This is a genomic window from Tessaracoccus sp. (genome assembly GCF_016714275.1).
Taxonomy (GTDB): domain Bacteria; phylum Actinomycetota; class Actinomycetes; order Propionibacteriales; family Propionibacteriaceae; genus Arachnia.
Genome location: NZ_JADJNP010000002.1, coordinates 1 through 24,125, shown reverse-complemented (window position 1 = coordinate 24,125; position 24,125 = coordinate 1). Strand labels below are relative to the sequence as shown.

The window sequence follows — 24,125 nt, the reverse complement described above, 5'->3', positions numbered from 1 at the left end:
TCGTTTCCGACCCGCCAGTGAACTTTAGCCGACACCGCGGCTCGCGGTCCAACTGGCGGTGGCTCGACCTGCGTTGGTCGAGCGACTTCACACCGCGGCGGGCACGACGCCGTTCATGTCGGCGAGGTAGACGTCGATCAGGCGGACTCCGTGTGCGTCGCGCGCCTCCCGCGCGCGCTGGAGCCACGCCCGGTCCGGCCGGGTGAGCCGCGGCGCGATTCGCTTCGCCAAGACGACGTTGAGCGATCCGGTAGGCGACTACGGCATGCTTGGCGCATGAACCTCAGGACGTGGTCGGTTGTTCGCCTCATGGGCGCCGCCTTGACGCTCGCCGCCATCGTTCACCAGTTGACCGTCACCCTGTCGAACGCGCTCGCGGCGACCACGCCGCATGGGTCGCACGTCCCGACGGTGTTCGCCAACTTCCTGAGCTTCTTCACCATCGAGTCGAACCTCATCGCGACGGTTGCGCTCACGATGGCCGCGGTGTGGGGGCTGCGGGCGTCCGACGGCGAGAGGGAGCCCCGCGGCACCGGCTTCCTGCTCGCCTGTGCCTCGACCTACATGCTCACCACCGGGGTGGTCTACAACCTGCTGCTGCGGGGGATCGAGCTGCCGCAGGGGACGACGGTGGTGTGGGCCAACGAGATGCTGCACCTGGTGGGGCCGCTGCTGATGGTGGCCGACATCGCCGTCGCGCCCGGGCGTCGACGCCTTCCGTGGCGGACTCTGGCCCTCATCGTCGCGTTTCCCGTCCTCTGGGCCGTGTACACGCTGGTGCGCGGGCCGCTGATCACCAGCCCTGCCACGGGGCTGCCGTACTGGTATCCCTACCCGTTCCTCGACCCGAACCAGCCCGGGGGCTACGGGCTGGTCGCCGTGTACGTCGTCGGAATCGCCGTGGCGATCCTCTCGATCGGTACGGTTGTCATCTGGGTCTCGCGCGTCCGCGACAAGGCCTCGCCCGCACCGGGCGGATGACTCTTGGCGGGAGGCCGCGATTGACTAGCTGGGTAAAAGCGATCGCCGGGGCGCTCGGTGCGGTCCTCGGTGTCGTCCTCGCCGTGCGGCCGTTCGCCTCGGTGAGCCTGCTGCTCCTCGCCCTGGGCATCGGCCTGATCGTTTCCGGCATTGTCGAGATGCTGCAGCGAGGAGAAAGCGCGCGACGGGAACGTAGCTACGGACGCTGGAACCGCGTGCTGCTCTCCGTACTCCTCGTCGCCACGGGCGTGTTCGTCCTGGTCTTTCCCGGTGCGGGGCTGCGGGTCACGGTCGCCGTCGGCGCGGTCCTGCTGCTTGTGGGCGGCCTGCGCGACCTTCTCTCCGGCCTGATCGGCAAGGAGCACCGCATCGCGAACCTGCTCGGCGGGACCGCATCGCTCGTCTTCGGCGTCCTCGCCCTGTCCTGGCGCGACATCACGGTGCTCGCGTTCGGCCTCATCTTCGGGGTCTGGCTCGCGCTTCGGGGTGGGCGACTGCTGCTGGACGCGGTAGGCGAGTTCCGCGGCGTCGCGCGGCCACGGGAACGCAGCCCTCGTCAGTGGCCTCGGATCGCATGGGGTGCGGTTTCCCTCGTGCTCGCCGTCGCGCTCGCGGCGCTGGGTAACAAGCTGGCGGGAACGCCCAGGCCCGATGAGTTTTACGCGCTGCCCGCGGACGTTCCCTCAGCCGCGGGCACGCTGTTGCGCGCCGAGCCGTTCACCCGCGCGATGCCCGACGGCGCGAGCGCTTGGCGCATCCTGTACACGACGACCCGCGACGAAGGTGTTCCCGCAGTCGCTTCCGGGCTCGTGGTCGTGCCCGACGACATCGACCAACCGCCGATTATCGCCTGGGATCACGGCACGACGGGTGCTGCGGTCGGCTGCGCGCCCACCCTGCTGCCCGATCCGCTGGCCTCGGGCGCGATGCCCGACCCCGCGGCGGTGATAGCTGCGGGATGGGCCATTGTCGCGACCGACTACATCGGCCTCGGCGCCGACTCTCCCCACGAGTACCTCGTGGGGCAGCCGGTGGGGCGGGCGACCCTCGACGCCGTCCGCGCCGCGCGCCAATTGATGGGGGTGTCGCTCGGTGGGCAGGTCGCGGTCTGGGGGCATTCGCAGGGTGGCGGCGCGGCGCTGTGGACGGGAGGGCTCGCGGCGAGCTACGCGCCCGAGATCGACGTCGTAGGCGTCGCGGCGATGGCACCGGCCGCGAACCTGCCCGCGATGATCGACGAGCTCGCCAACGAGAAGGCGGGCACGCTCGTCGGCCCGCTCGCGCTCGCCGGCTTTGCCGAACGGTACGACGACGTACGGGTCACCGACTACCTGAGGCCTGCGGCCACGCTCCTGTACGAGGAGACGCTCGCCCGCTGCTGGAGCGATCCTGCGATGCTCGTGTCGGTAGCCCAGGCCGTCGTGATCGACCGCCCCATCTGGTCGCGGAGCCCGAATGAGGGCCCGCTCAGCCAGCGCCTCGAGGAGAACGTCCCGCGCCTGCCGATCGCCGCCCCGCTGATGATCGCGCAGGGCCTCGCCGACACCCTCGTGCTCCCCGACGCCCAGGGCACGTACGTCGACGAGCTATGCGCGGCCGGCCAGAAGGTCGACTACCGCACCTTCGACGGGGAGGACCACGTCAGCGTCGTGAGCGCCGGCTCGCCACTGCTCGACGAACTGGTGCAGTGGACGACAGACCGCTTCGCAGGCGCGCCTGCTACCGACACCTGTCGGTAGCAGGCCTGTCCGACACTGGATCACGTCAGGCGCGTGATCTCCACGGCCACGAACATGTCGGAGGCCCGGCCCCCGGTGAAGATGCCGTGGAGCGGCGGGACGTCGGCGTAGTCGCGGCCGATCGCCACCTCCACGTGCATCTCGCCGGGGCGCAGGTTGTTCGTTGGATCCACGCCGACCCAGCGTCCGTCCCAGTACTGCACCCACGCGTGCGACTCGCCGACATAAGGCACGCCGATCTCCGCGTCCTTCTTCGGCATCAGGTACCCGGACACGTAGCGGCAGGGCACGCCGGCGACGCGCAGCGCTCCAATCACCAGGTGCGCCATGTCCTGGCAGACGCCGGAGCGCTGTTGCCAGGCCTCTGCCGCGCTGGTGTGCACCGACGTCGCGCCGGAGACGTAGGACACCTGGCCGTAGATCCGGTCCACGATCTGCTCGACGGCGTCCCTGGGCGTCGCGGACAGGTTCCGGGTCTCGCGCACCCAGTTCGCCAGGTCGGCGGGCGGGTACACGCGATCGGTCAGGCCGAGGAACTCGCAGTAGCGGTCCGAGACCCGCGGCGAGGCGAGCTCGGGCCAGCCCAAGCCACCCGCCTGCTCCGGCGGACGAAGCACGTCGACGACGCTGGTGGCGGTGACCTCCAGCGCCTCGTGGCGTTCGAACACCTCGAACGCTGTCACGGCGGTGCCCCAGTAGTCGGTGTAAGTGTAGGTCCAGGGCACCGGCGAGATCTCCACCCGGCTGTGCAGCACCTGCTGCGCGTGCGTCGAACGCGGAATCATCCGGATCTCGTTGAACGACGCCGTCGCGGACTCCGCATAGCGGTACCCGGTCGAGTGCACCACTCTCAGTTGCGTGCTCACAACGCCCCCTCCCGCCACTCCGGCGCCACCGCGCCCTCGAAGAACCTGCGGGTGATGGCCGCGTCGGCCCTGCCGCAGGTCGACTGCAGCACGGTCATCCGCTCCGGCAGGTCGTCCAGCAGCTGGGATTTCTCCCGGAACTCCAGCTGCGCCCGGGCCTGGCCGAGCAGCCTCGCGGCCTCGCTGTCGTAGGCGGCCTGCGGAGAGCCGGCCTCAAGCACGCTGAGCGCCTCGAGCGCGGTGTCGAGCGTGGTGAGTACCGAACGCGGGAACAAACGGTTGAGGAGAAGGAACTCCACCGACTCAAGGTCAGAGTCCTGGTCGAAGGCCCGTTGGACGAACGCGTGGTGCGCCCCGGTCGAGCGCAGCGCGGTCGACCAGGCCGACGCGGAGGTCGTCAGCGCCGCCGCCTCAACCAGCCGGGCGGTCATGTCGATGCGCTCCAGGCTGCGTCCCAGCACGAGGAAGTGCCAACCGAGGTCGCGGCTCATGGTGCTGTCCGCCGTCGCCGTGATGACCGCGCAACGCTCGCGCACCCAGCGGAATGCCACCGCAGGACGCATGGAGCTGAGCTGCCCCTGCTGGACGGCGTGCCAGGTGGTGTTGATCGATTCCCACATCTCCGTCGGCACGGTCTCGCGAGAGCGCCGGGCGCTCTCGCGGGCGCCCTTGATCGAGGCGAGGATCGACGACGGCGAGCGCGTGTCGTAGCACAGCCGCTGCATGACGATCGAGGGGCTCGCCTCCGGCGTCGGCACGCCCATCACGGACAGCAACAGTCGCGCGGCGACCTGCGTGTCGGCCAGCGGGTCTTCGACGGTGAGGTACAGGTGGACGTCGAGGATGCGGGCGGTGTCCTCCGCGCGCTCCAGGTACCGGCCGATCCAGTACAGAGACTCTGCGATCCGGCTCAGCATGTCGCCTCCTCCGTCCGGCCTTGCTGTTGCTGTTGTTGCTGTTGCAGGTACTGCTGCTGCTCGGACGGCTGGGGCGCGCGCGAGTCCTGCCTGGCCTGGGGGTGGATCGGGGAGTCCGACGACGCCCGAGAAACCGGGGCCGGCTCGACCTCCTCACCCTTCCTCGGCGCGAGCACCCAGGTGTCCTTCGAGCCGCCACCGCGCGAGGAGTTGACGATCAGCTCGCCTTCGCCGAGCGCTACGCGGGTCAGGCCGCCGGGAAGCACCCACACCTTCTCGCCGTCGTTGACCGCGAACGGCCGCAGGTCGACGTGTCGGGCGCCCATCCCGCCCGGGGCCATCGTCGGCACCGTCGAAAGCTGCACAACAGGCTGCGCGATCCATCCGCGCGGACTGGCCAAGATGCGGGTCCGTGCCTCGTCGAGTTCGGCGCGCGACGCCTTCGGGCCGATGATGATGCCTTTGCCTCCCGAGCCGTCGACCGGCTTGACGACGAGCTCGTCGAGGCGGTCGATGACCTCCTCGCGCTGGGTCGGGTCCTCGAGGCGCCATGTGTCGACGTTGTTCAGCACCGGTTCCTGGGCGAGGTAGTAGCGGATCAGGTCGGGAACGTAGGTGTAGACCAGCTTGTCGTCGGCCACGCCGTTGCCGATGGCGTTCGCGATGGTGACGTTGCCTGCGTGTGCGGCGTTGACGAGGCCGGCGCAGCCGAGCAGGGAGTCACCGCGGAAGTGCATGGGGTCGATGAAGTCGTCGTCGACGCGGCGGTAGATGACGTGCACCTGGCGCAAGCCCGACGTCGTTCGGACCATCACGCGGCCCGCCTGGCAGACCAGGTCGCGGCCCTCGACGAGCCGCACGCCCATCATCCGGGCCAGTAGCGCGTGCTCGAAGTAGGCGGAGTTGTAGACGCCCGGCGTGAGGACGACGACGGTCGGCTCGGAGACGCCGCTGGGCGCGCAGGCCCGCAGCGCGGCGAGCAGCCGATGCGGGTACTGGCGCACCGGGCGGATGCGGTGGTCGGCGAAGACCTCTGGGATTGCACTGGTCAAGACGCGCCGGTTCGTCATGACGTACGACACGCCGGACGGGATCCGCACGTTGTCCTCCAGCACGCGGAACTGCCCGTCGGCGTCGCGGATCAAGTCGATGCCGCTGACGTGAACGCGCACGCCGCTGGGGGGCTTCAACCCGGCGACCACGCGGTGGAAGTGGGGCGAGGTGGCGACGACGCGGCGGGGGAGGACCCCGTCGGCGAAACACTGCCCGGGGCCGTAGACGTCGTCGAGGAACGCCTCGAGCGCCTTGACGCGCTGTGCGACGCCCTGCTCGATCGTGCGCCACGAGGGCGCGTCGATCACCCGCGGGAGGATGTCGAGCGGGAAGGGCTGCTCCTCGCCGCCGATGTCGAACGTCACTCCCTGGTCGACGTAGCTGCGCGCGAGGAAGTCGGCGCGGGCCCGCAGCTCCTCGGGGGAGAGGGCGGTGACGCGGCTGTGGATGCGGGCGTAGGGACCGCGGACGGTCTCGCCGTCGAACATCTCGTCGTAGGCGCCGACGGGGGCTCGGTATCGGTCGAATGTCGCAAACACGGGCTCAGGCTAGAAAGCGGTCATGTCCGCCGTGTTTCAGCCCGGAAACACCTCTGCTTCCGTCTCTGGCGCGATGTCGTCGATCCGTTGCCGCAGCGCCACAGCGGACGTAGGGTCGGGGCATGTGCCGCAACATCCACACCCTCCATAACTTCGAGCCCGCCGCCACTTCCGACGAGGTGCACGCCGCCGCACTGCAGTACGTGCGCAAGATCGCAGGGACGACCAAGCCGTCGAAGGCGAACGAGGAGGCGTTCAGCCGCGCCGTCGCGGAGATCGCACATGCCACCCGGCACCTGCTTGAGGACCTTGTCACCACCGCGCCGCCCAAGAACCGCGAGGCCGAGGCCGCGAAGGCTCGCGAACGGGCGGTGCGCTCGGGCCGCTATGCGCAGGCCGGCTGACGCTAGGGCCACCGCTTGCGCAACAGACCCTAGACCTGCGCAGTGAACCAGCCCTCGGGGCCGACCCCGGTGCTGAGCCTCGGCACGTACTGGTCGAAGTAGACGCGGGCGATGAGCTCGCGGCGGCTGCGCACGGAGGCCTTCTCGAAGATGGACTTCAGATGGTCCTGAACCGTCCAGGCGGACAGGTGCAGGTTGCTGCCGATCTCCTTGGTGTCGAGGCCTTGCAGGACGAGCGCGACGACGTCGCGTTCACGGGCGGTCAGCCCGAACGCCGCGACGACGAGCGGCACTACCACCGGCGGTCGCGCCTCCTCGATGGTCACCACGACATCGCCGACGGCGCCGTTGCGGGCGCTGAGCGGTGTCGCGTGCAGCACAAGCCAAAGGCCGCTCACGGTGCGGATCCGTGCGCGCGGCGGACTCGGCCACTGACCGACCGCGTAGCGCCGGGCGGCACCGACGAGCGAGGAGATGACACCGTCGGGGGACGTGCCCGTGCCGCCGAGTGTGAGTTCGTCCAGCCAGCGCATCGCCCCGGGGTTGACCTGCACGACGGTGTCGTCGTCGCCGACGATCATCACGCCGGGCCCGACCGGTGAGGCCAAGGGAGCGGACGCGGAGAGCGAGGCGAGGAGCCCACCGCGGACGCCCGCGCCCATGATGCACGAGAGGGCGGCGAGGAACGCCACCTCGTCGGCGTCGAACGGCCGGTCGTCGGTGGAGCGGAACAGTGCGGTCGCGCCCCAGAGATGTCCCTGATCGAGGCAGAGCGCGCGTAGCTCGTCGCCGTAGCCGAACGCGGGGCGGATGAGCTCGCGCACCCGAGGGGAGTCGTCGGTGTGACCGGAGGTGACCTGGTGGACGCCTGCGGCCTTGATGCCGGCATCGACCATTTGCGTGAACGCGGTGACCTCGCAGCCGCCGTACTCCAGGAGACCCCACTCGTGGTCGCGCTCGTCGCGCCCGGCGAGGTCGCCGAACTTGCGGGTGCCCGTCAGGAGGCGCGTGGCCGGGTCGACGCTGCCGAAGCAGACGCCGACGAAGGGGACCGCGCGCTGGATGGAGAGCAGCGCCTCGCTCAAGAAGTCGTCGAGGTCGAGGCCCGCGTGGGCGACCACTTCCACGTCGCGTCGCACGCGTTCGGCCAGGAGTCCATTCGGCATATCCGAATTCTGCGCCTCTGCGGTCGTTTGCGGAACCCCAGATTCCTGGGGGATGCGCGGGTCCCTTCCTGCGTGTGCGGGGAGTCCCCGGCCCGGAGGGATTTCGCGGGCGCGGCCAGCGGGCGAAGGTGGAGCCACCGCGAAGAAAGGACACCACGTCATGTCAACCGACATCCTCGTCACTACCCACCCGCACCGTCCGGCGGAGGTGCTCCGCCCGCTCTGCCAGGGCCGCGTCTTCCTGCCCGGGGACGACGGCTACGACCGTGTCCGCACACCCTGGGCGGTGCAGGTGGACCAGCGCCCGGCCGCCGTCGCCGTGCCGCATTCCGCCGAGGATGTCGTCGACGTCGTACGCGCGGCGGCCGCGGCGGGCCTGCGGATCGCGCCGCAGAGCAGCGGCCACGGCGCGAGCCCCTTCACCGGGCTAGACCTGTCCGACGTCGTGCTTGTCCGGCTGAACGAGCTGACGGGCGTCACCATCGACCCCGACCTCCGCATCGCCCGCATCCTCGGCGGCACCCTGTGGGACGAGGTCGTGCAGGCAGCGGGCCCGCATGGGTTGGCTGCACTGCACGGCTCGGCGCCCGATGTGGCCGTCGCCGGCTACACGCTCGGCGGCGGCCTTTCCTGGTACGCGCGTCAGCACGGCCTCGCCGCACACCACCTGCGCGCCGTGGAGATCGTCCTCGCCGACGGCTGCCTCGTGCGCGCCGACGCGGAGAACGAGCCCGAGCTCTTCTGGGCGCTGAAGGGCGGGGGCGGGAGCTTCGGCGTCGTCACCGCCCTGGAGTTCGACCTGTTGCCGATCCGAGAGGCCTACGCGGGGATGCTGCTGTGGCCGGGGGAGCGGGCGGCGGAGGTTGCGCACGCCTGGGCCGCCTGGACGCGTGACCTCTCGAACGCCGCGACGACCGCGCTGCGGCTCATGAACTTCCCGCCGCTGCCGGAGCTGCCGCCGTTCCTGAGTGGCAGGAAGCTAGTCGTGCTCGACGGCGCGATCCTCGCCTCCGACGCCGAGGCCGCCGCGCTGCTTGCGCCGATGCGGGCCCTCGCGCCCGAGAGGGACACCTTCGCCCGGGTCCCCGCGCCGGCCCTGACCCGGATCCACATGGACCCCGCGGGCCCGACGCCGTCGGTCTCGAACTCGGTGCTGCTGCGGAACCTGCCCGGCGACGCGGTCTGCCGTCTCCTCGAGGTGGCTGGACCGAACTCGGGCATCTCCGTCTTGGCTGCGGAGATCCGACACGTAGGCGGCGCCGCCGGCAGCCCGGCGCACGCCGCGCTGGATCGGCTTCGCGGCGACTACCTGGCGTTCTTCATCGGGATCGCCCCGACGCCCGAGGCCGCAGCCGTGGGCCTCGCGGATGCGACCCGCGCCGTCGAGGCGCTGGCGCCATGGGCGAGCGGCGGGCGCTACCTCAACTTCGACGACAACGCCGTCGACGTGTCGGCCGGATACGAGGCTTCCGCTTGGGCCCGCCTGCGGCAGGTCCGCGATGCCGTGGACCCTACCCGCCGGCTCGTGGCCAATCACCCGCTCGGCTAAGCCGCGGCCGACATCGGTCCTGTGCTCTACAGCGCGCCGAGGACGAGGCCGAGGGCCGAGGTCACAAGGCACAGCAGCAGCATCCCGCCGCCGTGGACGACGGCGGCGAGGGTGCGGCCTTGTCGGAGCAGGCGAGCGCCCTCGACGGAGGCGGTACTGAACGTCGAGTAGCCGCCCAGGAAGCCGACACCGAGGACCGCGCGGGCCGAGGCAGCGCCGTCGTGGGAGAGCGCGTAGCCGGTGAGCAGCCCCAGCAGCAGGCAGGCGGTCGCGTTCACGACGATCGTGCCCACCGGAATCGAGAGCTTGCTGCGGGTGCTGACGGCGGTGTCGACCAGGAAACGGGCGACGCCGCCTAAGCCGCCCGCGAAGGCCGTGACGAGGAGGAGGCCCATCACGCGGCTCGTTTCTGCATGGCGAGGCGCCGCGCGACGGCGGAGACCGCGGCCATTCCCACCACCGCGGCGACGAGGCCGACGAACACGCTGACCGGCGCGTACGCCGCGGCCAGCGGCACGGCCCCGGCTCGTGCGAGCTGGTCGATCTCCACGACGAACGTGCTGTACGTCGTGAACCCGCCGATCACCCCCGTGCCCACACCCAGGCGGACGGCGCGGCGCCATCCCGAGTCGTCGCCGGCGTGGCCGAGCGCCTCGAGGAGAGCCCCGAGTGCCACGCTGCCGACCACGTTGATCCAGAACGTCGCCCATGGCCAGCCTGCCTCCGGGTGCGGGAACGCCGTCGCGAGGGCCGCGCGTGCGAAGGTCCCTATCACGCAGCCCGCGAAGATCAGCCCCGCATACGGGAGGAGTCGGCGCGGGCTCAGCGTGCCCATGGGCTCTCCGTGTCCTTCCAGTCGACGACGGCGAGCGGAACCGTGATCACCGGGCGATGCTGATGGTGAGCGAGGTGCACCGAAACGGAGCCTTGGAGCCGAGCGGCGAAGTCCATGCCCCGGTGCGGCTTCCTGGCTCCGATGACGATCGCCGCGGCGTCGACGGCGCGCGCCAGGTGCGTCAGCGCCCGGTCAGGTCGCCCGGCCAGGTATCGGACCTCCCACTCGAAAGGGACATCGGGCAACGTCGCCGCCACCTGTGCCCGCAACTCGTCGCGGGTGCCCTGCCAGTCGTCGAGGCTGTCGGGGCTCATCGACTCGTGCCGGACCGTGCCGTCGGCGCGCTCCTCGACGACGTAGCGGCCGGGGTCGACGTAGGCGAAGAGGACGAGCGGAGCGCCGATAGCTGTCGCCAGCGAGGCCGCGGTGAGGGTGACCAGCGGCGACTGACCGGGGACGATGCCGACGACGAGAGGATCACCGGAGAACGGCGTGATTCGTTCGGCGGCCGGTTGTGGCGGGTTGTGTGCCATGAGGGCCTCTCCGGGCAGGCGGGCCTGCCCCGTTGTCACGGTGCAGGAACCATCAGCCAACCGGCGGTTCGGGCATCACGCCCTGGCGGGATCCATCGCCACCCTCAGCATAGTCACTCCTCGTTCGCAGGGCGGCCGCGTGTCAGACTGGGGCGATGAAGATCGCGGTCACCGGCTCGACAGGGTTCATCGGCTCTGCCCTCACCCGCTCCCTGCTGGCCGATGGGCACGAGGTTGTCCGGTTGGTGCGCCCCGGCGCCCGCCTCGGCGCTTGGAGCGACGGCTCACGCGGCGCCTCCTGGGATCCGACCGCCGGGACCATCGACCGTGAGGCCCTGGAGGACATCGACGGCGCGGTGCATCTGGCCGGCGCGGGAGTCGGTGACCGCCGCTGGTCCGCCGCCTACAAGACCCAGATCCTCGAGAGCCGACGCCGGGGCACGACGCTTCTGGCCGAGACCCTCGCGGGGCTGAATAGCGGGCCTCGCGTCCTCGTTTCCGCGTCCGCCGTCGGCTACTACGGGCAGACGGGCGATCGGGTCGTGACCGAGGAGGACGGGCCCGGGGCGGACTTCCTCGCCCAGGTCTGCCAGGTGTGGGAGGACTCGGCCGACCCCGCGAGGCACGCCGGCATCCGCGTGGCGCACGCCCGCACCGGCATCGTGTTCGACGGTGGCGGTGGTGCCGCGGCGCAGCTCCTGCCGCTGTTTCGGCTCGGCCTTGGTGGGAGGCTCGGTGACGGCCATCAGTACTGGAGCCTGATCTCGTTGACAGACGAGGTCGCGGCGCTCCGCTTCCTGATCGAGCGCGACGACGTCGTGGGCCCGGTGAACCTGACCGCGCCATCGCCGGTCACCAATGCGCAGCTCACTGAGGAGCTGGGGCGCCAGTTGCGCCGCCCGACGCTGCTGCCCGTACCGCGGTTCGCCCTGCGCCTCGCGCTAGGCGAGATGGCCGTCGAAGTGATCGGCAGCCAGCGGGTCGAGCCTCGCGCACTGCGGGACAACGGTTTCATGTTCCGTCACCCGGAGCTCGCCGACATCGTCGCGGCCGGCCTCGGTGGTGCGGTCTAGACGATGCAGAACTCGTTGCCCTCGGGGTCGAGCATCACGATCCACTGGCCGGTGAACTCCTCGTCGAACACCTTGACGAGCGTCGCACCCGCCCCGACCAACTGATCCGCCTTCGCTCGCATCGCGGCGAGATCCTTGTTCTCGTGAAGGACCGACATCCGCACGTCGATATGGACGCGGTTCTTCGCGGTCTTCGGTTCCGGAACCCTCTGGATGAAGATGCGGGGGCCGACGCCGTCGGGATCGACGATTGCGTTCGCGTCGTTCCAGCGCTCCCTCGGCAGGCCCCAGGCGACGAGTGCCTCCTCCCACGTCTGGTGCGGCGCGGGAGGAGCCTCCCGGACATAACCGAGGGCGAGGGCCCAGAACTCGCCCTGCGCCAACGGGTCGGCGGCGTCCATCGTGATCGACATCTTCGCAGTCATATGCCCACCCTGCTCCTCCGGGCGCGACGGGGCAAGACCGGGAGGAGAATGCCCACCGGTCGTGGGCGTCGTCCGTGCCACGGAGCGCATCCCGACCGGACATCGCATCCGCCTCGATGGCCCGACGGGAGCGATCACGCTGCTATAGGTCGTGAATGAGAGCGGTCAAGGGCGAGTAGGTGTTGCACGGACGCGATGGCGGCCGAGGGGCAACATCAAGGGCCGGCCGCTTGTGGGGTCGGCGATGATCTGGCTGTCGATGCCGAAGACCGTACGCACCATGTCGGCGGTCAGCACCTCCTCGGGAGTGCCTGACTGGTAGACGGCGCCATCGGCGATGGCGACGAGGTGATCGGCGTAGCGGGCGGCGAGGTTGAGGTCGTGTAACACCATCACGATGGTGGTGCCGCTGGACTGGTTGAGGTCGGTCAGCAGGTCCAGCACCTCCACCTGGTGGCTCACATCCAGGAAGGTGGTGGGCTCGTCGAGCAGCAGCAGCTCGGTCTGCTGGGCCAACGCCATGGCGATCCACACCCGCTGGCGTTGACCGCCGGACAGCTCGTCGACAGCGCGTTCCGCCAGATCCAGCGTGTTGGTCGCCTCGAGCGCCGCTGCCACGGCCTCGTCGTCGCTCGCGGTCCAGCGGGAGAAGACCCGCTGGTGGGGGTGTCGGCCCCGGCCGACGAGGTCCGCAACCGTGATGCCCTCTGGGGCAATCGGCGCCTGGGGGAGCAGCCCCAACGTTCGTGCCAGCTCCTTCGCGGGCATCCGGTGCACCTGCTTCCCGTCGAGCAGCACTCGGCCCTCGCGGGGGGTGAGCAGGCGGGAGAGCGAGCGGAGCAGCGTCGACTTGCCGCAGGCGTTCGCCCCGACGATCACCGTGATCTCGCCGGGTGAGACGCTGAGGTCGAGGCCCTCAATCACCGAACGGTCGCGGTACCCGAGGCTGAGGTGGCGGGCCTCAAGGAGATGGGACCGGGTCACAGCGACCCTCCTGTGCGGTTGGTGCGGATGATGAGGTAGACGAGGTAGGGCGCGCCAAGGGCTCCCGTGACGACGCCGACGGGGTAGCGGGCGCCGAACGCGTATTGGCCGAGCAGGTCGGCGAGCAGCACCAGCAGCGCCCCGACGAGGGCTGCGGGCACCAGAGGCGAGCCATGTGGGCCGATGATCCGCGCGGCGATGGGGCCGGAGAGGAACGCGACGAAGGCGATGGGGCCTGCGGCCGCCGTCGCGAAGGCGATGAGGCCGACGGCCGAGACGATCAAGAGGATCCTGGTTCGCTCTGTGCGCACCCCGAGCGCCGCGGCGGTGTCATCACCCAACCGGAGCGCGGAGAGGTTTCTGCCCTGTCCGAGAAGGATCGGCGCGAAAATGGCGAGCGCGATGACCGCGGGCAGGTTGGACTCCCACCGCGCGCCGTTCAGGCTGCCCATCAGCCAGCGCATCGCCTCCTGAAGTTCCCACTGCGGTGCCTTGCTGAGAAAGTACGAGGTCAGCGAGTCGAGCATCGCGGCGATGCCGATGCCGATCAGGATCAACCGGGTGCCGGCAACCCCCGAACGGAACGACAACATGTAGACGGCAAGGGCCACACCGAGGCCCGCTGCGATCGCGAAGATCGATACGCCGGTTCCCGAGAGGCCCAGCACGATGATCGCGAACGCCGCTGCCGCGCTGGCGCCGGAGCTGATGCCGATGATGTCGGGACTGGCCAGCGGGTTGCGGAGCATCGTCTGGAAGGTCACCCCGCCAAGGCCGAAACTGAGACCGGCGACGACTGCGAGCACCGCGCGCGGCAGTCGCAGCCGCCCGACGGTAAACGTTGCGCCGGCGACGTCCTTTCCGAGGATCACGCTCACCACGTCGCCCATCGGATAGAAGGTGTTGCCCACCATCAGCGAGATCACGAAGAGGGCCGCGATCGCGCCCGCGAGAAGGACCATCACGGTCAGGCGGCGGCGTCCCCTGGCACGACGCCCCGACGAGACGAGCGCCACGCTCGCCGCGGACGCGGTGGTCGTGCCGGCGCTCACAGCTCGCGCACCTTCTGGCGGCGCACGATCGCGATGAAGAACGGGGCACCGACGAGCGCCGTGATGATGCCGACGTCGACCTCGTCCGGGCGCGCCACGACTCGGCCGATCACGTCAGATGCTGTCAACAGTGCCGCGCCGGTCAGCGCGCAGAAGGGCAGAAGCCAGCGGTAGTCCACGCCGACGATCAGGCGACAGACATGCGGCACCACGAGGCCGACGAATCCGATGGGCCCGGCGACCGCGGTTGCCGCGCCGCAGAGGATCACGGCTCCCAGAGAAGCGACGGCGCGAGCCAGCGCTACGTGCTCGCCGAGGCCAGCCGCCAGCTCGTCGCCGAGGGCGAGCGAGTTGAGCGACCGGGCGGAGAACAAGGCGACGATCGTGCCGATGACGAGGAAAGGCGCGACTTGCGCAATGGCATCCATGTTCGCGCCGCCGACGCCGCCGATCTGCCAGGAGCGGACGCTGCCGGCGATGTCGCCCCGGGGCAGCACGATGGCGCTGATGAAGGCGCTAAGGGCCGTTGCCGTCGCGGCACCCGCGAGAGCCAGCTTCAGGGGCGTCGCGCCGCCGCGGCCGAGCGAGCCGACCAGGTAGACGAAGATCGCGGCGATCGCCGCGCCGACGATGGCGATCCAGATGAAGGAGGTGTAAGTCCACACCCCGAACCATGCGATGCCTACCACTACGGCGAGGGAGGCGCCCATGTTGACGCCAAGGATGCCGGGGTCGGCAAGCGGGTTGCGGGTGACGCCTTGCATGAGGGCGCCGGAGAGTCCCAAGGCTGCTCCCACGACCAGAGCGAGCACGGTGCGCAGGAGCCGCTTCACCACTGCCGCCTCGCCCAGGCCGTTCGTCGAGCCGCCGAGGGCCGCGACGATCTCGGCCCAAGACACCGCCCGTGATCCGACGGCCACCGATAGCGCGCAGATGATGACCAGTGCCACGGCGACACCGAGTAGACCGAGGGCGCGTCGTCGCGCCGGGCGCCTCAGTATGGCGACGCCCGGCGCGACGAGGGTGGCCTGCTGGTTCAGCTCGGGGCCTTCACGGCGTTCGCGAGCATCGCGACGTAGTCCTCAAGAACCCACGAGATCGACAGCGGGGTGGGGTTCGCCGCCGTGCCCAGCGGGCCGCTCCCATCGAGGAAGACGACCGCGTTGTTCTTGATCGCGGGCATCTGCGAGAGCAGCGGATCAGCCTTCAGGGTGTCGACGAGCGCCTGGTCGCCATAGGTAACGATGAGATCCACGTCGTCGAACATGTCGATCTGCTCCGCGCTCACGCTGCCCGAGAACTCACCGGCCGCGGAGGCCTCGGCGACGGCGGCAGGGGTGGTGAGGCCCAGGTCCTCGAAGAACGCGGCGCGCGTGTCGTTGGCTGTGTAGAAGTTCACCTTGCTGAGGTCGGTGGTGTCGACGTGCGTGACGAACATGGTCGCCTTGCCCTTGAGCTCGGGGTGCGCGGCAACGGTCTTTCCGATCTCGTCCTCCAAGCCGGCGATGAGCTCGTCGCCCTCTTTATCCATGCCCATGCCCTTGGCGTTATAGCGGATGACGTCGCGCCACGAGGTCGACCAAGCCGCCTCGGGGTAAGCGACGGTGGGGGCGATCTCGCTCAGGGTGTTGTAGTCCTCCTGCGTCAGGCCGGAGTAGGCGGCGAGAATCACGTCCGGCTTGGTGTCGGCGACGGCCTCGAAGTCGACGCCGTCGGTCTCGTCGAACAGGACTGGGGTCTCGGCACCCAGTTCGGTGAGCTTCTCTGAGACCCAGGGCAGCAGGCCGTCGCCGTCGTCGTCGCCGAAGTTCGCCGCAGCCATGCCCACGGGAACGACCCCCAGGGCGAGGGGCACCTCATGGTTGGCCCAGTTGACCGTGGCCACCCGCTCAGGCTTGGCGGGAATGGTCGTGGTGCCGAGCGCATGCTCGATGACGATGGGGTAGTCGGAGGGTGTGGTGGCCGAGCCGGTGGTGCTGGGGGCCTGGGTGGCAGGGTCGGGCGCGGGTGCGCCACCGGCGCAGGCGGAGAGGACGAGTGCGGCGGCGCCGAACGCGACGGCGAGCAATCTAGGGAAACGCATGAGCGGAGGTCTCACTTTCGACGGGTGCGAGCACGCCGTATTGAACCGACATATCGTCGGAAATAAGTTAGGCAATGCTTACCTAATATCTTAGGCAGAGTCACACGATCTGCGCAATCGCGCTGATCGGACCTGATTAGTGCGTTTCGGACAGCGAAGGCTTCTCGTGAAAGGTCTCGTTGAGGAACCTGCTAGGCACGACCCCGGTGGTGCGTCGGAACGCGGCGGCAAAAGCGCTTTGGGAGGTGTAGCCGGTGAGTCCGGCGACCTCGAGGAGAGTCAGGCCGCCGTCGAGGAGAAGAATGGCGTGCTGGGCGCGCAGCCGAGCCTGCCACTCGCGGAAGCCGAGGCCGGTCTCCTGCTGAAAGGTGCGGGTGAGTGTGCGGGTACTGACCCCCAGGGCCTCGGACCAGTCGCTGAGGCGGCGGCCGTCGCCGGGATCCGCGGTCAGCACCTCGACGATCGGGTGCAGCAACTCGCTCGAGGGCACGTGCACAAGCAACGGATCGGGGGAGGGCTTCAGCACGTCGAGAATCATCGCTTCGGTGAGGGAGCGGGATGCTTCGGTGAGCGCCTGATCGTCGAGCCTATCGAGGAGGTGGGACAGCAGGGGCGTGATCTCGACGGCCACCGGGGTGGGCGAGAGCGACGGCACGGCGTTCACCGCGAAGTGCGCCGTTCGATACCACGTGCCGGCCGGCGCCCAGCCCGCGTGCAGCACGCCCGCAGGCACCCACAGGCCGTCGTGGTTTGTGACGGTCCACGTCCGGGTGCCGACGGTCACGGTGGAGACCCCTCGGGCATTCCACAGCAGCTCGTGCGTCGGGTGCGCATGATGGTCCCAGGTGGTGTCGGCGGAGAGGAGTTCTCCCATGCCGGCGATGGTGAAGGGGACGTCGATCTCGCCCGCGCGGAACGTGGGAAGGGTGAGCCGGACGGCCTCGGACACGCCCTACGCCTCGGCGTCGACCTTCGCGTCCTGCCGCGGCACGACGACCTCGTTGATGACCATCAGGATCGAGGCCGTGATCGGCACCGCGATCAGCACACCGAGCAGGCCGAGCAGAGCACCGCCCGCCATGGCGCTGATCAGGACGAGCGCGCCAGGGATGGAGACGGCCTTCGTCATGATGCGAGGCGTCATGACGTAAGCCTCGACCTGCATGTAGGCGAAGTACACGACGACGAATACCAAGCCGAGCCAGCCGACGGTGAACAGCGCGACGATGCTCGCGATGATCCACTGCAGCACGGACCCGATCATGGGGATCATCGTCACCAGCAACGCCATCGCCCCGAGCAGGGCAGCGAACGGGACGCCGAGGATGGTGAGCAGGAGGAAGGTGACGACTGCGTTGCAGACCGCGAGGATCGCCATGCCGGACACGTAGCCGCCGACTGATTCGGTCAACTGGTCGGTCACCCTCCGGACCTGAGGCCGCCCGTAGGCGGGGCTCAGGCGGACGACAGCCGCCTTGAGTTGCTCCATGCAGCCGAGGAAGTACAGCGTGAGGACGAGGACGATCAAGGTCCCGGAGGCTGCGTTCACGATGCCGGTGCCGATGGCGAGGGCGCCACCGCCAATGATGGCGAGGTTGTTCGGGTTGGCCAGCCACTGTCGGGCCTGCGCCAGCAGCTGCTCGTAGAGATCGGCCTGGCCGCTGGCGTTGATGATCCGCTGGAACCAGGCCTGGTCCTGCAAAGAGGTGACGTAGCCGGGGAAGGCCTTTACCAACTCCGCGATCTGGACCACTGCGACTGGCACGACGAGCGCGAGGAGGAGTCCGACGACCAGTGCCATGCCGATGAACACCACGGCGATCGCCGCACCGCGGCCCAGTTTCCGCTTCTGCAGCCAGCGGAGGAGCGGCTCCAGGGCCATGGCGACGAAGAGCGCGACCCCGACGGTGAGCATCACGGACACCAGCGTGCTGAGGGCTCCGGCGAGCCCGACAGCGATCAAGCCGCCGATGGTGGCGAAGAAACCGATCGACAGCGGACGCGAAAGGTAGATGCGGCCGAGGCGTCGAGGGCGGGGACTGATGGGCTCCGGGGTCATGGCGCGGAGTCTAGCGGTGCGCGCCGCGCGTCAGAAGATGTGGAACACCCTCGTCAGGTTCGGACCTAGCGGCGACCCCCTCCCAGCAGCCCGCCGAGGATGTCGCCGAGGACTCCACCACCGGCCGACGGCGCGGTCTGGCCCTGGGGCGCCTGCGGTGGGAACGGCATCGTCGGGGCGCTGCTGTCACTGCTCCCCGGCACGCGGAACTGTGGCTGCTGGGGGACCGGCTGCGTCTGCGGCGCCTCCGACCTGCCCCCGCCCAGGATCTGCCCGAGGATGCTACCCAGGATCCCGCCACCGCCGGCCTGCGGTGCCGACTGCGGCCGCCCCTGCCCCTCGTCGACCTTCATCAACTTGTTTGCGAGCCACGCCATGACGATGGGCGCAAGGATCGGCATGAGCTTCTGGATCAGGCCTTGGTCGCCGGCCGCGCCGCCGAGCTGCGCGACGACCGCGTCCTCGTTGGACCCGAACACATGGCTGGCGATCTTGGCGCCGTCGGACTCATCGACGTTGCTGACGTCGAAGGGGGAGCGGCCCGCGTGCTGGCCCAGCGCCTCAAGCAGCGAGGCCTCGCCCGCCTGGTCCTGTGCGTTGGCGTCCATGCCCATCAGCAGCGCGGGGAGCACAGCGCCGACGGCCCTGCTCACGTCGGCGGGATCGCTGCCGACCTGAGCCGCGAGCTGGTCGATCGGCAACTGGTCGAACAGATCCTGGATGTCAAACATCATTGTTCTCCTCGTGAAGTAGTTGACTAAGGCTAGCGGCACGCGCTAGCGACGTCCGACGAAGCAGCCGGTTCCGTCGGGCGCGCGCGAGGTGAAAGACTGGCCTCATGCGAACACTGCGCGACATCGAATGCTTCCTCACCGACATGGACGGCGTGCTCGTGCACGAGGAGGTACCCCTCCCGGGCGCCGCCGACCTGATCGATCGCTGGGTGACGACGTCCAAGCGCTTCCTTGTGCTCACCAACAACTCGACGTTCACCGCCCGCGACCTCGCGGCGCGGCTGTCCCGTTCGGGGCTGCACATTCCGGAGGAGAACATCTGGACCTCCGCCATGGCGACCGCGGCGTTCCTCAAGAACCAACCGGGCGACAAGACGGCCTTCGTGATCGGCGAAGTGGGCCTGACGACGGCGCTCCACGAGGCGGGATTCGTCCTCACCGATGTCGACCCGGACTTCGTCGTGCTGGGGGAGACCCGCAACTACTCGTTCGAGGCGATCACCACGGCCATCCGGTTGATCGTCGACGGCGCCCGGTTCATCGCCACGAACCCCGACGCCACGGGGCCGAGCAAGGACGGCATCCTGCCTGCCACCGGTGCGGTCGCCGCGATGATCACGGCGGCCACGAACCGGAACCCGTACATCGTCGGGAAGCCGAACCCGATGATGTTCCGCTCGGCGATGAACCGGATCGAGGCGCACTCCGAGACCACGGCAATGATCGGTGATCGGATGGACACCGACATCGTTGCGGGCATGGAGGCCGGCCTCCTCACGGCCCTGGTGCTGACGGGCGTGACGACGGCGGAGGACGTCGAGACCTACCCGTTCCGCCCTGACCTGATCCTCGGTGGCGTCGCCGATCTCGTCGACCTGATCTAGGACGCGGATCCTTGCGTATGGAGGACATAGCGTAAGGATGGGCGAGCACGTCATGGCCCACGGTTGGCAGAGAGACCCTGGGGTGGCGCGAGTCATGGCGCACATACGAGGCCGCGGTCGTCCCGTCAATCGCCGGTCTGAGCGTTGTTGAACTGCTCGACGCGCCGACGGCAGCTCGAGTAGGTGCTGCGCAGCACGCGGTGGCTGCCTTCGATGCGGAGATGACCGACGAGTTCGGATCGTTGGAGTTGGGCACCATCGACACCGTGCTGATGCGTTCGGAGGCATCGTCGTCATCGCAGATCGAGCACCTCACGGCGTCGGGCAAGCAGCTGGCTCTTGCGGAGATCGGCGCCTCCAAGAGTGCCAACGCGCGACTAGTGCAGGCGAACGTCGCGGCGCTGGAGAGCGCATCGCACACACACGCGCTGGACACCGACGCGGTCGTTGAGCTGCAGCGTGAGCTGCTCGGTGAGACCGGCCTACACATCGGTGTCCGCAACGAGCAGGTCTGGATCGGAACGTCTGGATCCAGCCCCGGGTGGGGCCGCGTTCGTGGGGCCGCATTACTGCCGGGTGGAGGCGAATCTCAACGATCTATGGGCGTTCCTCAAGCAACCGACAACGATCCTGGGCCGCCCCCGTCATTCGGTCCGGACGGTGTGTGAGTCGTCGGTTTCGATTTGATGGGTGCATTGCCGAGCGTACTCGGCTGGGGGCAGGTAGCCGAGCGAGGAGTGCCGGCGGTGATGGTTGTACTCGTCCTTCCAGTCGCCGATCACGACCTGTGCGTGCAGTAGCCTTTCCGCGTCTGAGATCGCTAACCAGGATCCGGTTTTAAATGTCCGCGTCCTTGCTGGTTGGATCAACCGGACAAGGAGATCAGATCATGACTACACAGCAGCCATCGGTGGCGGGCCAGTCGGGCCAGTCGGGCAGGGCGTCGCGGCGCAAGCGTAAGAGGCTCGCGCCGTCGCAGAAGTACGAGGTCTTCACCTCGGTCTTGACCTCGTCGGCGACCCAGCGGGAGCTGGCCGACAAGTATGGCATCGACCGGACCACGATCCGTTCGATCTGCGCGACCGCGAAGCAGGGCGCGTTGGACGCGTTGGCGGCGGCGGTGCCCGGTCGGCGCGGTAAGACGGCCGAGCAGGCCGAGTTGGACGATGCCCGGGCGGAGATCGAGCGGCTCAAGGCCACCATCTGTGAGCAGGCCGTCGCCCTGCATTTGGAGAAGGGAAAAGACGGTTGGGAATGATCGCCGGCGCCGTTCCCAGCCGTGTGGATGCGCCGGTCAAGAAGGCCCTGCTGGACCTGGTCGATCATGCTGTGGCGGAGGGCTTCTCCACACGGTGGGCCTGCCGGCAGCTCGGCGTGGACCACGCCCGGGTGCTCACCTGGCGGTCCCGGGCAGCGGACGGCGGCGACCTGGCCGACGCGCAGCCCGGCCCCCTGCCCGGGGAGGCGTCGCATGCACTGTTGGACTGGGAACGCGACGAGATCGTCCAGATCGTCCGGGACTGGGAGCAGGTGGACCTCTCGCACCGCAAGCTGGCCCACCGCGGTTCCTATCTTCAGCGGGTGTTCGTGGCCGAGTCCACGGTGCTACGGGTGCTGACCGCGGCCGGGATGCACCTGCCCGGCCTGCCGCCACGCCCACCGCGGCCGAAAACGCCGTGGCCGGAGTGGGCCGAGCTGGTCCCCGGGGTGATCTACATCTACGACTTCACGCACTTCTCGGCGCTGCCCGGCTGGTGCGCGCTCGCCGTCGTGGACGTCGTGTCCCGCTACTGGCTGGCGACCGTGTTCTCCCCGGAGGAGACATCGGTGCAGGTCGAGAACGCGTTCATCGACGCTCTGGAGGCAGACGGAAAGGGCTGGCTGCTCGAGGATCTGGCGTTCGTCGACCAACTGGCCTTAGGCGAGATCCCAGATAACGACGAACGAGTGCCGATGCTGCTTGCTGTCTCCGACAACGGGCCCCAGATGCGATCCGACCGCACCGCGCAGTTCATGGCCATCGCCCGCATCGCCCAGCACTTCGGACGCCCAGGCACTCCGAACGACCAGGCGTGGATCGAGTCGTTCTTCGGCCACCTCAAGACCGAACACCCACACCTGGACACCATCGACGACCCCGCCGTCATGCGCACCGAACTAGACGCCAGAAGAGAGCACTACAACAACGTCAGACTCCACGAGGGCATCGGCTACGTCACCCCCGCCGACGAGCACTACGGCCGCGGCGACGCGATCCGCAAGGCCCGCCGCGACGGCCTAGCCGACGCCCGCGCGACCCGCATTGCCACCCGCCGCGCCATGCGGCACAATCAACCCAAACAGACCAGCCCGGATGAGGACAATTAAAACCCGCTACTGGTTAATTATTTCAGAAACGTGGCGGTAGCGAGTAGAAGCTGTTGATGTTGAGGCACTCGTCGCGGATCCGGCTGTTGAATGACTCGACGTACCCGTTGCGCCAGGGCGAGCCCGGCGGGATGTAGGACAGGCCGGTGCGGGTGCCGGCCCAGTCGGCCATCGCCTCGCTGATGAACTCCGGCCCGTTGTCCGACCTGAGCACCGCCGGGGCGCCCCGGGCGGCGACGAGGTCCTCGAGGTGGGCGGTGAGCCGGTCCGCGGTGATCGATCGTTCGGTGAGTCCGCCGATGCACTCCCGGGTGTGCTCGTCGACGATCGAGCAGATCTTGATCGGTCTGCCCTGCTCGTCGGCGTCGAACTGGAAGTCGACCGCCCACACCACGTTCGGCGCGTCCGCCGTCGGCGTGTCGATGGTCGAAGATCCGACGCGCTTGCGTCGACGCCGCTGCGGGACCCGGAGCCCCTCGTCACGCCACAGGCGTTGGACCTTCTTGTGGTTCACCACCCAGCCCTCGGCGCGGGCGTCGTGATACGCCCGCCGATACCCGTAGCGGGGATGGTCCTTCGCCCAGGCGCGCAGCCACTCCCGCAGCGCCCGGTCTGGGTCCGTGACCGTGTCGGCGTTGAGCGGGCGTCGGTACGCGGAGCGGGAGAGCCCGGCCAGACGGCACGCCATCCGCTCGCTCACCTGCAGTGTCCTGATCAGGTGCGCGACGGCGGCACGGCGCCTGCCCGGGCCTAGAAGTTTCCCTCAGCCAGCTCCTTGAGCGCGGCCTTCTCCAGCTCCGCTTCGGCGAGCAGCCGCTTCAACGTGGCGTTCTGCTTCTCGAGCTCCTTGAGGCGCTTCGCGTCGTCGGCCTTGAGGCCGCCGTACTGGTTCCGCCACCGGTAGTACGTCTGCTCGGACACCCCGAGCTCCCGGCACACCGCCGCGACATCCTGCCCGTCGGCGAGCATCCTGTCGGCCTGCCCGAGCTTACGGACGACCTGCTCCGGCGTGTGACGCTTCCTACTGTTCGTCATGATCTGACCAGTCTCCCTGCCCGCCACCGCGGGCAACAGGACGACTCGCATAACGACCGGACCTACGAAACGGGGTCAGCCCAACACCGCTGGGCCGATTGGGACCGAGGCCCGTTCACGGCCCAGTCCCGCTCGCACGTCTCCGTGTACCGACTCCAAATCGACCGGTAAAGGAGTCTCCCTGTGATCTCGTTGAGCGCCGAGCCCCAGTTCTCCTGGCGCGGACCTCTCCAGAACCAGGAAGTGAACGCGCTTCATGCGGAGGCGTTCGAGCATCCTGATGATCGGGGAGCGGCGTGGTCAACGCCTCGCCGCCGCGGGAGGGTGAACAGGGCTGCCGCGACCTAAAATGACATAATCTAGATTATCGGTCACTTGTCCAATATGTGCTGGGCCGCACAGCATCGCGATGTCGGCGTCCTCGTCGAACTTAACGAGCGGGCCACCAGGTTGACCCGGACCAGGGTCAAGCACCGGCTCGTCGGCTGTTTGTCCGGTGCAGCCGCCGACAGTACGACCCACGCTAGCGTTTGTCGCTCTTAGGGGTGTGGTGGTGTGCGTGTCGATTCGCGGGGGATGAGGTGTGGGTGGAGGACCACGTGGCGGGGTGGTGCGCTGGGGTTGGCGGTGCGGTCGCGTATGAGCTGTGCCGCTATCTGTCCGATCTCAGTGACTGGTTGGCTGACGACTGTGACGGTGGGGGTCGCTAAGGAGGTCCACACCTCGTCGTCTGTACCGAGAAGCGCAACGTCACGGTTGGGGACTGCTTGTAGTCCGAAGTACGCGCCTTGTGTCGAGGGACCGTTCACGCAGTACAGGACGTCAGGGGCTGAAGGTTGCGTGAGAA

At 68.9% G+C, this 24,125-nt stretch carries 27 protein-coding genes, 1 pseudogene and 1 riboswitch; of the genes and pseudogenes, 9 read left to right on the top strand and 19 right to left on the bottom strand.

What is annotated here, in order from left to right; translation table 11 throughout:
- Window positions 1-87: 87 nt before the first annotated feature.
- Window positions 88-231 (bottom strand): hypothetical protein, encoded by a 144-nt coding sequence (locus IPJ61_RS08675; protein ID WP_297105751.1) that lies wholly within the window; start codon window positions 229-231, stop codon window positions 88-90.
- Between the two features lie 45 nt (window positions 232-276).
- Between IPJ61_RS08675 and IPJ61_RS08670 the strand changes: the two genes are divergently transcribed.
- Entirely contained in the window at window positions 277-981 is a 705-nt protein-coding gene (locus tag IPJ61_RS08670; protein ID WP_297105748.1) for a Pr6Pr family membrane protein, read from the top strand.
- A gap of 20 nt (window positions 982-1,001) precedes the next feature.
- Window positions 1,002-2,720, top strand: a complete 1,719-nt coding sequence (locus IPJ61_RS08665; protein ID WP_297105745.1) for a lipase family protein — start codon at window positions 1,002-1,004, stop codon at window positions 2,718-2,720.
- Window positions 2,721-2,740: 20 nt separating this feature from the next.
- Here IPJ61_RS08665 and IPJ61_RS08660 read toward each other — a convergent pair whose 3' ends face one another.
- From IPJ61_RS08660 to IPJ61_RS08650, 3 genes are read right to left on the bottom strand one after another with little or no spacing between them, the layout of a single operon-like run.
- Window positions 2,741-3,586 (bottom strand): transglutaminase family protein, encoded by an 846-nt coding sequence (locus IPJ61_RS08660; RefSeq protein ID WP_297105743.1) that lies wholly within the window; start codon window positions 3,584-3,586, stop codon window positions 2,741-2,743.
- Window positions 3,583-4,503 (bottom strand): alpha-E domain-containing protein, encoded by a 921-nt coding sequence (locus IPJ61_RS08655; RefSeq protein ID WP_297105741.1) that lies wholly within the window; start codon window positions 4,501-4,503, stop codon window positions 3,583-3,585. The genes IPJ61_RS08660 and IPJ61_RS08655 overlap by 4 nt, the downstream gene beginning before the upstream one ends.
- On the bottom strand, window positions 4,497-6,095 hold the full coding sequence (locus IPJ61_RS08650) for a circularly permuted type 2 ATP-grasp protein (RefSeq protein WP_297105738.1): 1,599 nt from the start codon (window positions 6,093-6,095) through the stop codon (window positions 4,497-4,499). The genes IPJ61_RS08655 and IPJ61_RS08650 overlap by 7 nt, the downstream gene beginning before the upstream one ends.
- A gap of 122 nt (window positions 6,096-6,217) precedes the next feature.
- Here IPJ61_RS08650 and IPJ61_RS08645 point away from each other — a divergent pair, with 122 nt between their 5' ends.
- Window positions 6,218-6,499, top strand: coding sequence for a DUF2277 domain-containing protein (locus IPJ61_RS08645; RefSeq protein WP_297105735.1), 282 nt, complete (start codon window positions 6,218-6,220; stop codon window positions 6,497-6,499).
- Between the two features lie 29 nt (window positions 6,500-6,528).
- Here IPJ61_RS08645 and IPJ61_RS08640 read toward each other — a convergent pair whose 3' ends face one another.
- Window positions 6,529-7,665 (bottom strand): helix-turn-helix transcriptional regulator, encoded by a 1,137-nt coding sequence (locus IPJ61_RS08640; RefSeq protein ID WP_297105731.1) that lies wholly within the window; start codon window positions 7,663-7,665, stop codon window positions 6,529-6,531.
- Window positions 7,666-7,825: 160 nt separating this feature from the next.
- On the opposite strand from IPJ61_RS08640, the gene IPJ61_RS08635 reads away from it, so the two are divergent.
- Window positions 7,826-9,214: an FAD-binding oxidoreductase gene (locus tag IPJ61_RS08635; RefSeq protein ID WP_297105728.1), complete on the top strand. Its 1,389-nt coding sequence runs from the start codon at window positions 7,826-7,828 to the stop codon at window positions 9,212-9,214.
- A 26-nt stretch (window positions 9,215-9,240) separates the two neighbouring features.
- Here IPJ61_RS08635 and IPJ61_RS08630 read toward each other — a convergent pair whose 3' ends face one another.
- The 3 genes from IPJ61_RS08630 to IPJ61_RS08620 form a co-directional block, all read right to left on the bottom strand.
- Window positions 9,241-9,609, bottom strand: a complete 369-nt coding sequence (locus tag IPJ61_RS08630) for a fluoride efflux transporter FluC (protein WP_297105726.1) — start codon at window positions 9,607-9,609, stop codon at window positions 9,241-9,243.
- Window positions 9,609-10,049, bottom strand: a complete 441-nt coding sequence (locus tag IPJ61_RS08625; protein WP_297105723.1) for a FluC/FEX family fluoride channel — start codon at window positions 10,047-10,049, stop codon at window positions 9,609-9,611. The genes IPJ61_RS08630 and IPJ61_RS08625 overlap by 1 nt, the downstream gene beginning before the upstream one ends.
- Window positions 10,037-10,621, bottom strand: a complete 585-nt coding sequence (locus IPJ61_RS08620; RefSeq protein ID WP_297105721.1) for a universal stress protein — start codon at window positions 10,619-10,621, stop codon at window positions 10,037-10,039. Before IPJ61_RS08620 ends, IPJ61_RS08625 begins: the two co-directional genes overlap by 13 nt.
- Window positions 10,619-10,691, bottom strand: a riboswitch (Fluoride riboswitch). It overlaps the preceding gene by 3 nt.
- A gap of 46 nt (window positions 10,692-10,737) precedes the next feature.
- On the opposite strand from IPJ61_RS08620, the gene IPJ61_RS08615 reads away from it, so the two are divergent.
- Complete coding sequence (locus tag IPJ61_RS08615; RefSeq protein WP_297105717.1) at window positions 10,738-11,655, top strand: TIGR01777 family oxidoreductase; 918 nt, start codon at window positions 10,738-10,740, stop codon at window positions 11,653-11,655.
- Here the strand turns inward: IPJ61_RS08615 and IPJ61_RS08610 are convergent.
- The 8 genes from IPJ61_RS08610 to IPJ61_RS08575 form a co-directional block, all read right to left on the bottom strand.
- Entirely contained in the window at window positions 11,652-12,080 is a 429-nt protein-coding gene (locus IPJ61_RS08610) for a VOC family protein (RefSeq protein ID WP_297105714.1), read from the bottom strand. The two genes, IPJ61_RS08615 and IPJ61_RS08610, sit on opposite strands and share 4 nt — an antisense overlap.
- Before the next feature lie 165 nt (window positions 12,081-12,245).
- The gene (locus IPJ61_RS08605; protein ID WP_297105711.1) at window positions 12,246-13,064 is read right to left on the bottom strand and encodes an ABC transporter ATP-binding protein; all 819 of its coding nucleotides are present in this window, start codon (window positions 13,062-13,064) and stop codon (window positions 12,246-12,248) included.
- Window positions 13,061-14,116, bottom strand: coding sequence for a FecCD family ABC transporter permease (locus IPJ61_RS08600; protein ID WP_297105708.1), 1,056 nt, complete (start codon window positions 14,114-14,116; stop codon window positions 13,061-13,063). Before IPJ61_RS08600 ends, IPJ61_RS08605 begins: the two co-directional genes overlap by 4 nt.
- On the bottom strand, window positions 14,113-15,066 hold the full coding sequence (locus IPJ61_RS08595; protein ID WP_297105705.1) for a FecCD family ABC transporter permease: 954 nt from the start codon (window positions 15,064-15,066) through the stop codon (window positions 14,113-14,115). The genes IPJ61_RS08600 and IPJ61_RS08595 overlap by 4 nt, the downstream gene beginning before the upstream one ends.
- An 86-nt stretch (window positions 15,067-15,152) precedes the next feature.
- Window positions 15,153-16,199 (bottom strand): iron-siderophore ABC transporter substrate-binding protein, encoded by a 1,047-nt coding sequence (locus tag IPJ61_RS08590; protein ID WP_297105703.1) that lies wholly within the window; start codon window positions 16,197-16,199, stop codon window positions 15,153-15,155.
- Window positions 16,200-16,335: 136 nt separating this feature from the next.
- Window positions 16,336-17,148 (bottom strand): AraC family transcriptional regulator, encoded by an 813-nt coding sequence (locus IPJ61_RS08585; RefSeq protein ID WP_297105700.1) that lies wholly within the window; start codon window positions 17,146-17,148, stop codon window positions 16,336-16,338.
- A 3-nt stretch (window positions 17,149-17,151) separates the two neighbouring features.
- A complete protein-coding gene (locus IPJ61_RS08580) occupies window positions 17,152-18,258 on the bottom strand; it encodes an AI-2E family transporter (protein ID WP_297105697.1) in 1,107 nt (368 codons plus the stop codon).
- Between the two features lie 65 nt (window positions 18,259-18,323).
- A complete protein-coding gene (locus IPJ61_RS08575) occupies window positions 18,324-18,989 on the bottom strand; it encodes a DUF937 domain-containing protein (RefSeq protein ID WP_297105694.1) in 666 nt (221 codons plus the stop codon).
- 107 nt (window positions 18,990-19,096) lie between these two features.
- On the opposite strand from IPJ61_RS08575, the gene IPJ61_RS08570 reads away from it, so the two are divergent.
- Together IPJ61_RS08570 and IPJ61_RS08565 are read left to right on the top strand one after the other, a co-directional pair.
- On the top strand, window positions 19,097-19,876 hold the full coding sequence (locus IPJ61_RS08570) for an HAD-IIA family hydrolase (RefSeq protein WP_297105691.1): 780 nt from the start codon (window positions 19,097-19,099) through the stop codon (window positions 19,874-19,876).
- A gap of 200 nt (window positions 19,877-20,076) precedes the next feature.
- Window positions 20,077-20,544: a Fic family protein gene (locus tag IPJ61_RS08565; RefSeq protein WP_297105688.1), complete on the top strand. Its 468-nt coding sequence runs from the start codon at window positions 20,077-20,079 to the stop codon at window positions 20,542-20,544.
- Here IPJ61_RS08565 and IPJ61_RS08560 read toward each other — a convergent pair.
- A complete protein-coding gene (locus IPJ61_RS08560; protein ID WP_297105683.1) occupies window positions 20,521-20,745 on the bottom strand; it encodes an integrase core domain-containing protein in 225 nt (74 codons plus the stop codon). The genes IPJ61_RS08565 and IPJ61_RS08560 overlap by 24 nt on opposite strands.
- A gap of 20 nt (window positions 20,746-20,765) precedes the next feature.
- On the opposite strand from IPJ61_RS08560, the gene IPJ61_RS08555 reads away from it, so the two are divergent.
- Window positions 20,766-21,134 (top strand): hypothetical protein, encoded by a 369-nt coding sequence (locus tag IPJ61_RS08555; RefSeq protein ID WP_297103262.1) that lies wholly within the window; start codon window positions 20,766-20,768, stop codon window positions 21,132-21,134.
- Window positions 21,131-22,243 carry an integrase core domain-containing protein gene (locus IPJ61_RS08550; RefSeq protein WP_297105680.1) on the top strand — a complete coding sequence of 371 codons (1,113 nt, stop codon included), beginning with the start codon at window positions 21,131-21,133 and terminating at the stop codon, window positions 22,241-22,243. The genes IPJ61_RS08555 and IPJ61_RS08550 overlap by 4 nt, the downstream gene beginning before the upstream one ends.
- 37 nt (window positions 22,244-22,280) lie before the next feature.
- Here the strand turns inward: IPJ61_RS08550 and IPJ61_RS08545 are convergent.
- Window positions 22,281-23,278: pseudogene (locus IPJ61_RS08545) on the bottom strand (IS3 family transposase); the annotation flags it as partial.
- Window positions 23,279-23,817: 539 nt separating this feature from the next.
- The gene (locus IPJ61_RS22180) at window positions 23,818-24,087 is read right to left on the bottom strand and encodes a substrate-binding domain-containing protein (RefSeq protein WP_366505620.1); all 270 of its coding nucleotides are present in this window, start codon (window positions 24,085-24,087) and stop codon (window positions 23,818-23,820) included.
- Window positions 24,088-24,125 lie beyond the last annotated feature (38 nt).

Excerpts from the sequence above, each read along its gene's own strand:
- IPJ61_RS08590 (WP_297105703.1), bottom strand. The coding sequence starts at position 16,199 with ATGCGTTTCCCTAGATTGCTCGCCGTCGCGTTCGGCGCCGCCGCACTC.
- IPJ61_RS08655 (WP_297105741.1), bottom strand. The coding sequence starts at position 4,503 with ATGCTGAGCCGGATCGCAGAGTCTCTGTACTGGATCGGCCGGTACCTG.
- IPJ61_RS08550 (WP_297105680.1), top strand. The coding sequence starts at position 21,131 with ATGATCGCCGGCGCCGTTCCCAGCCGTGTGGATGCGCCGGTCAAGAAG.
- IPJ61_RS08575 (WP_297105694.1), bottom strand. The coding sequence starts at position 18,989 with ATGTTTGACATCCAGGATCTGTTCGACCAGTTGCCGATCGACCAGCTC.
- IPJ61_RS08630 (WP_297105726.1), bottom strand. The coding sequence starts at position 9,609 with ATGGGCCTCCTCCTCGTCACGGCCTTCGCGGGCGGCTTAGGCGGCGTC.
- IPJ61_RS08635 (WP_297105728.1), top strand. The coding sequence starts at position 7,826 with ATGTCAACCGACATCCTCGTCACTACCCACCCGCACCGTCCGGCGGAG.
- IPJ61_RS08615 (WP_297105717.1), top strand. The coding sequence starts at position 10,738 with ATGAAGATCGCGGTCACCGGCTCGACAGGGTTCATCGGCTCTGCCCTC.
- IPJ61_RS08610 (WP_297105714.1), bottom strand. The coding sequence starts at position 12,080 with ATGACTGCGAAGATGTCGATCACGATGGACGCCGCCGACCCGTTGGCG.
- IPJ61_RS08645 (WP_297105735.1), top strand. The coding sequence starts at position 6,218 with ATGTGCCGCAACATCCACACCCTCCATAACTTCGAGCCCGCCGCCACT.
- IPJ61_RS08670 (WP_297105748.1), top strand. The coding sequence starts at position 277 with ATGAACCTCAGGACGTGGTCGGTTGTTCGCCTCATGGGCGCCGCCTTG.
- IPJ61_RS08640 (WP_297105731.1), bottom strand. The coding sequence starts at position 7,665 with ATGCCGAATGGACTCCTGGCCGAACGCGTGCGACGCGACGTGGAAGTG.
- IPJ61_RS08555 (WP_297103262.1), top strand. The coding sequence starts at position 20,766 with ATGACTACACAGCAGCCATCGGTGGCGGGCCAGTCGGGCCAGTCGGGC.
- IPJ61_RS08570 (WP_297105691.1), top strand. The coding sequence starts at position 19,097 with ATGCGAACACTGCGCGACATCGAATGCTTCCTCACCGACATGGACGGC.
- IPJ61_RS08580 (WP_297105697.1), bottom strand. The coding sequence starts at position 18,258 with ATGACCCCGGAGCCCATCAGTCCCCGCCCTCGACGCCTCGGCCGCATC.
- IPJ61_RS08625 (WP_297105723.1), bottom strand. The coding sequence starts at position 10,049 with ATGGGCACGCTGAGCCCGCGCCGACTCCTCCCGTATGCGGGGCTGATC.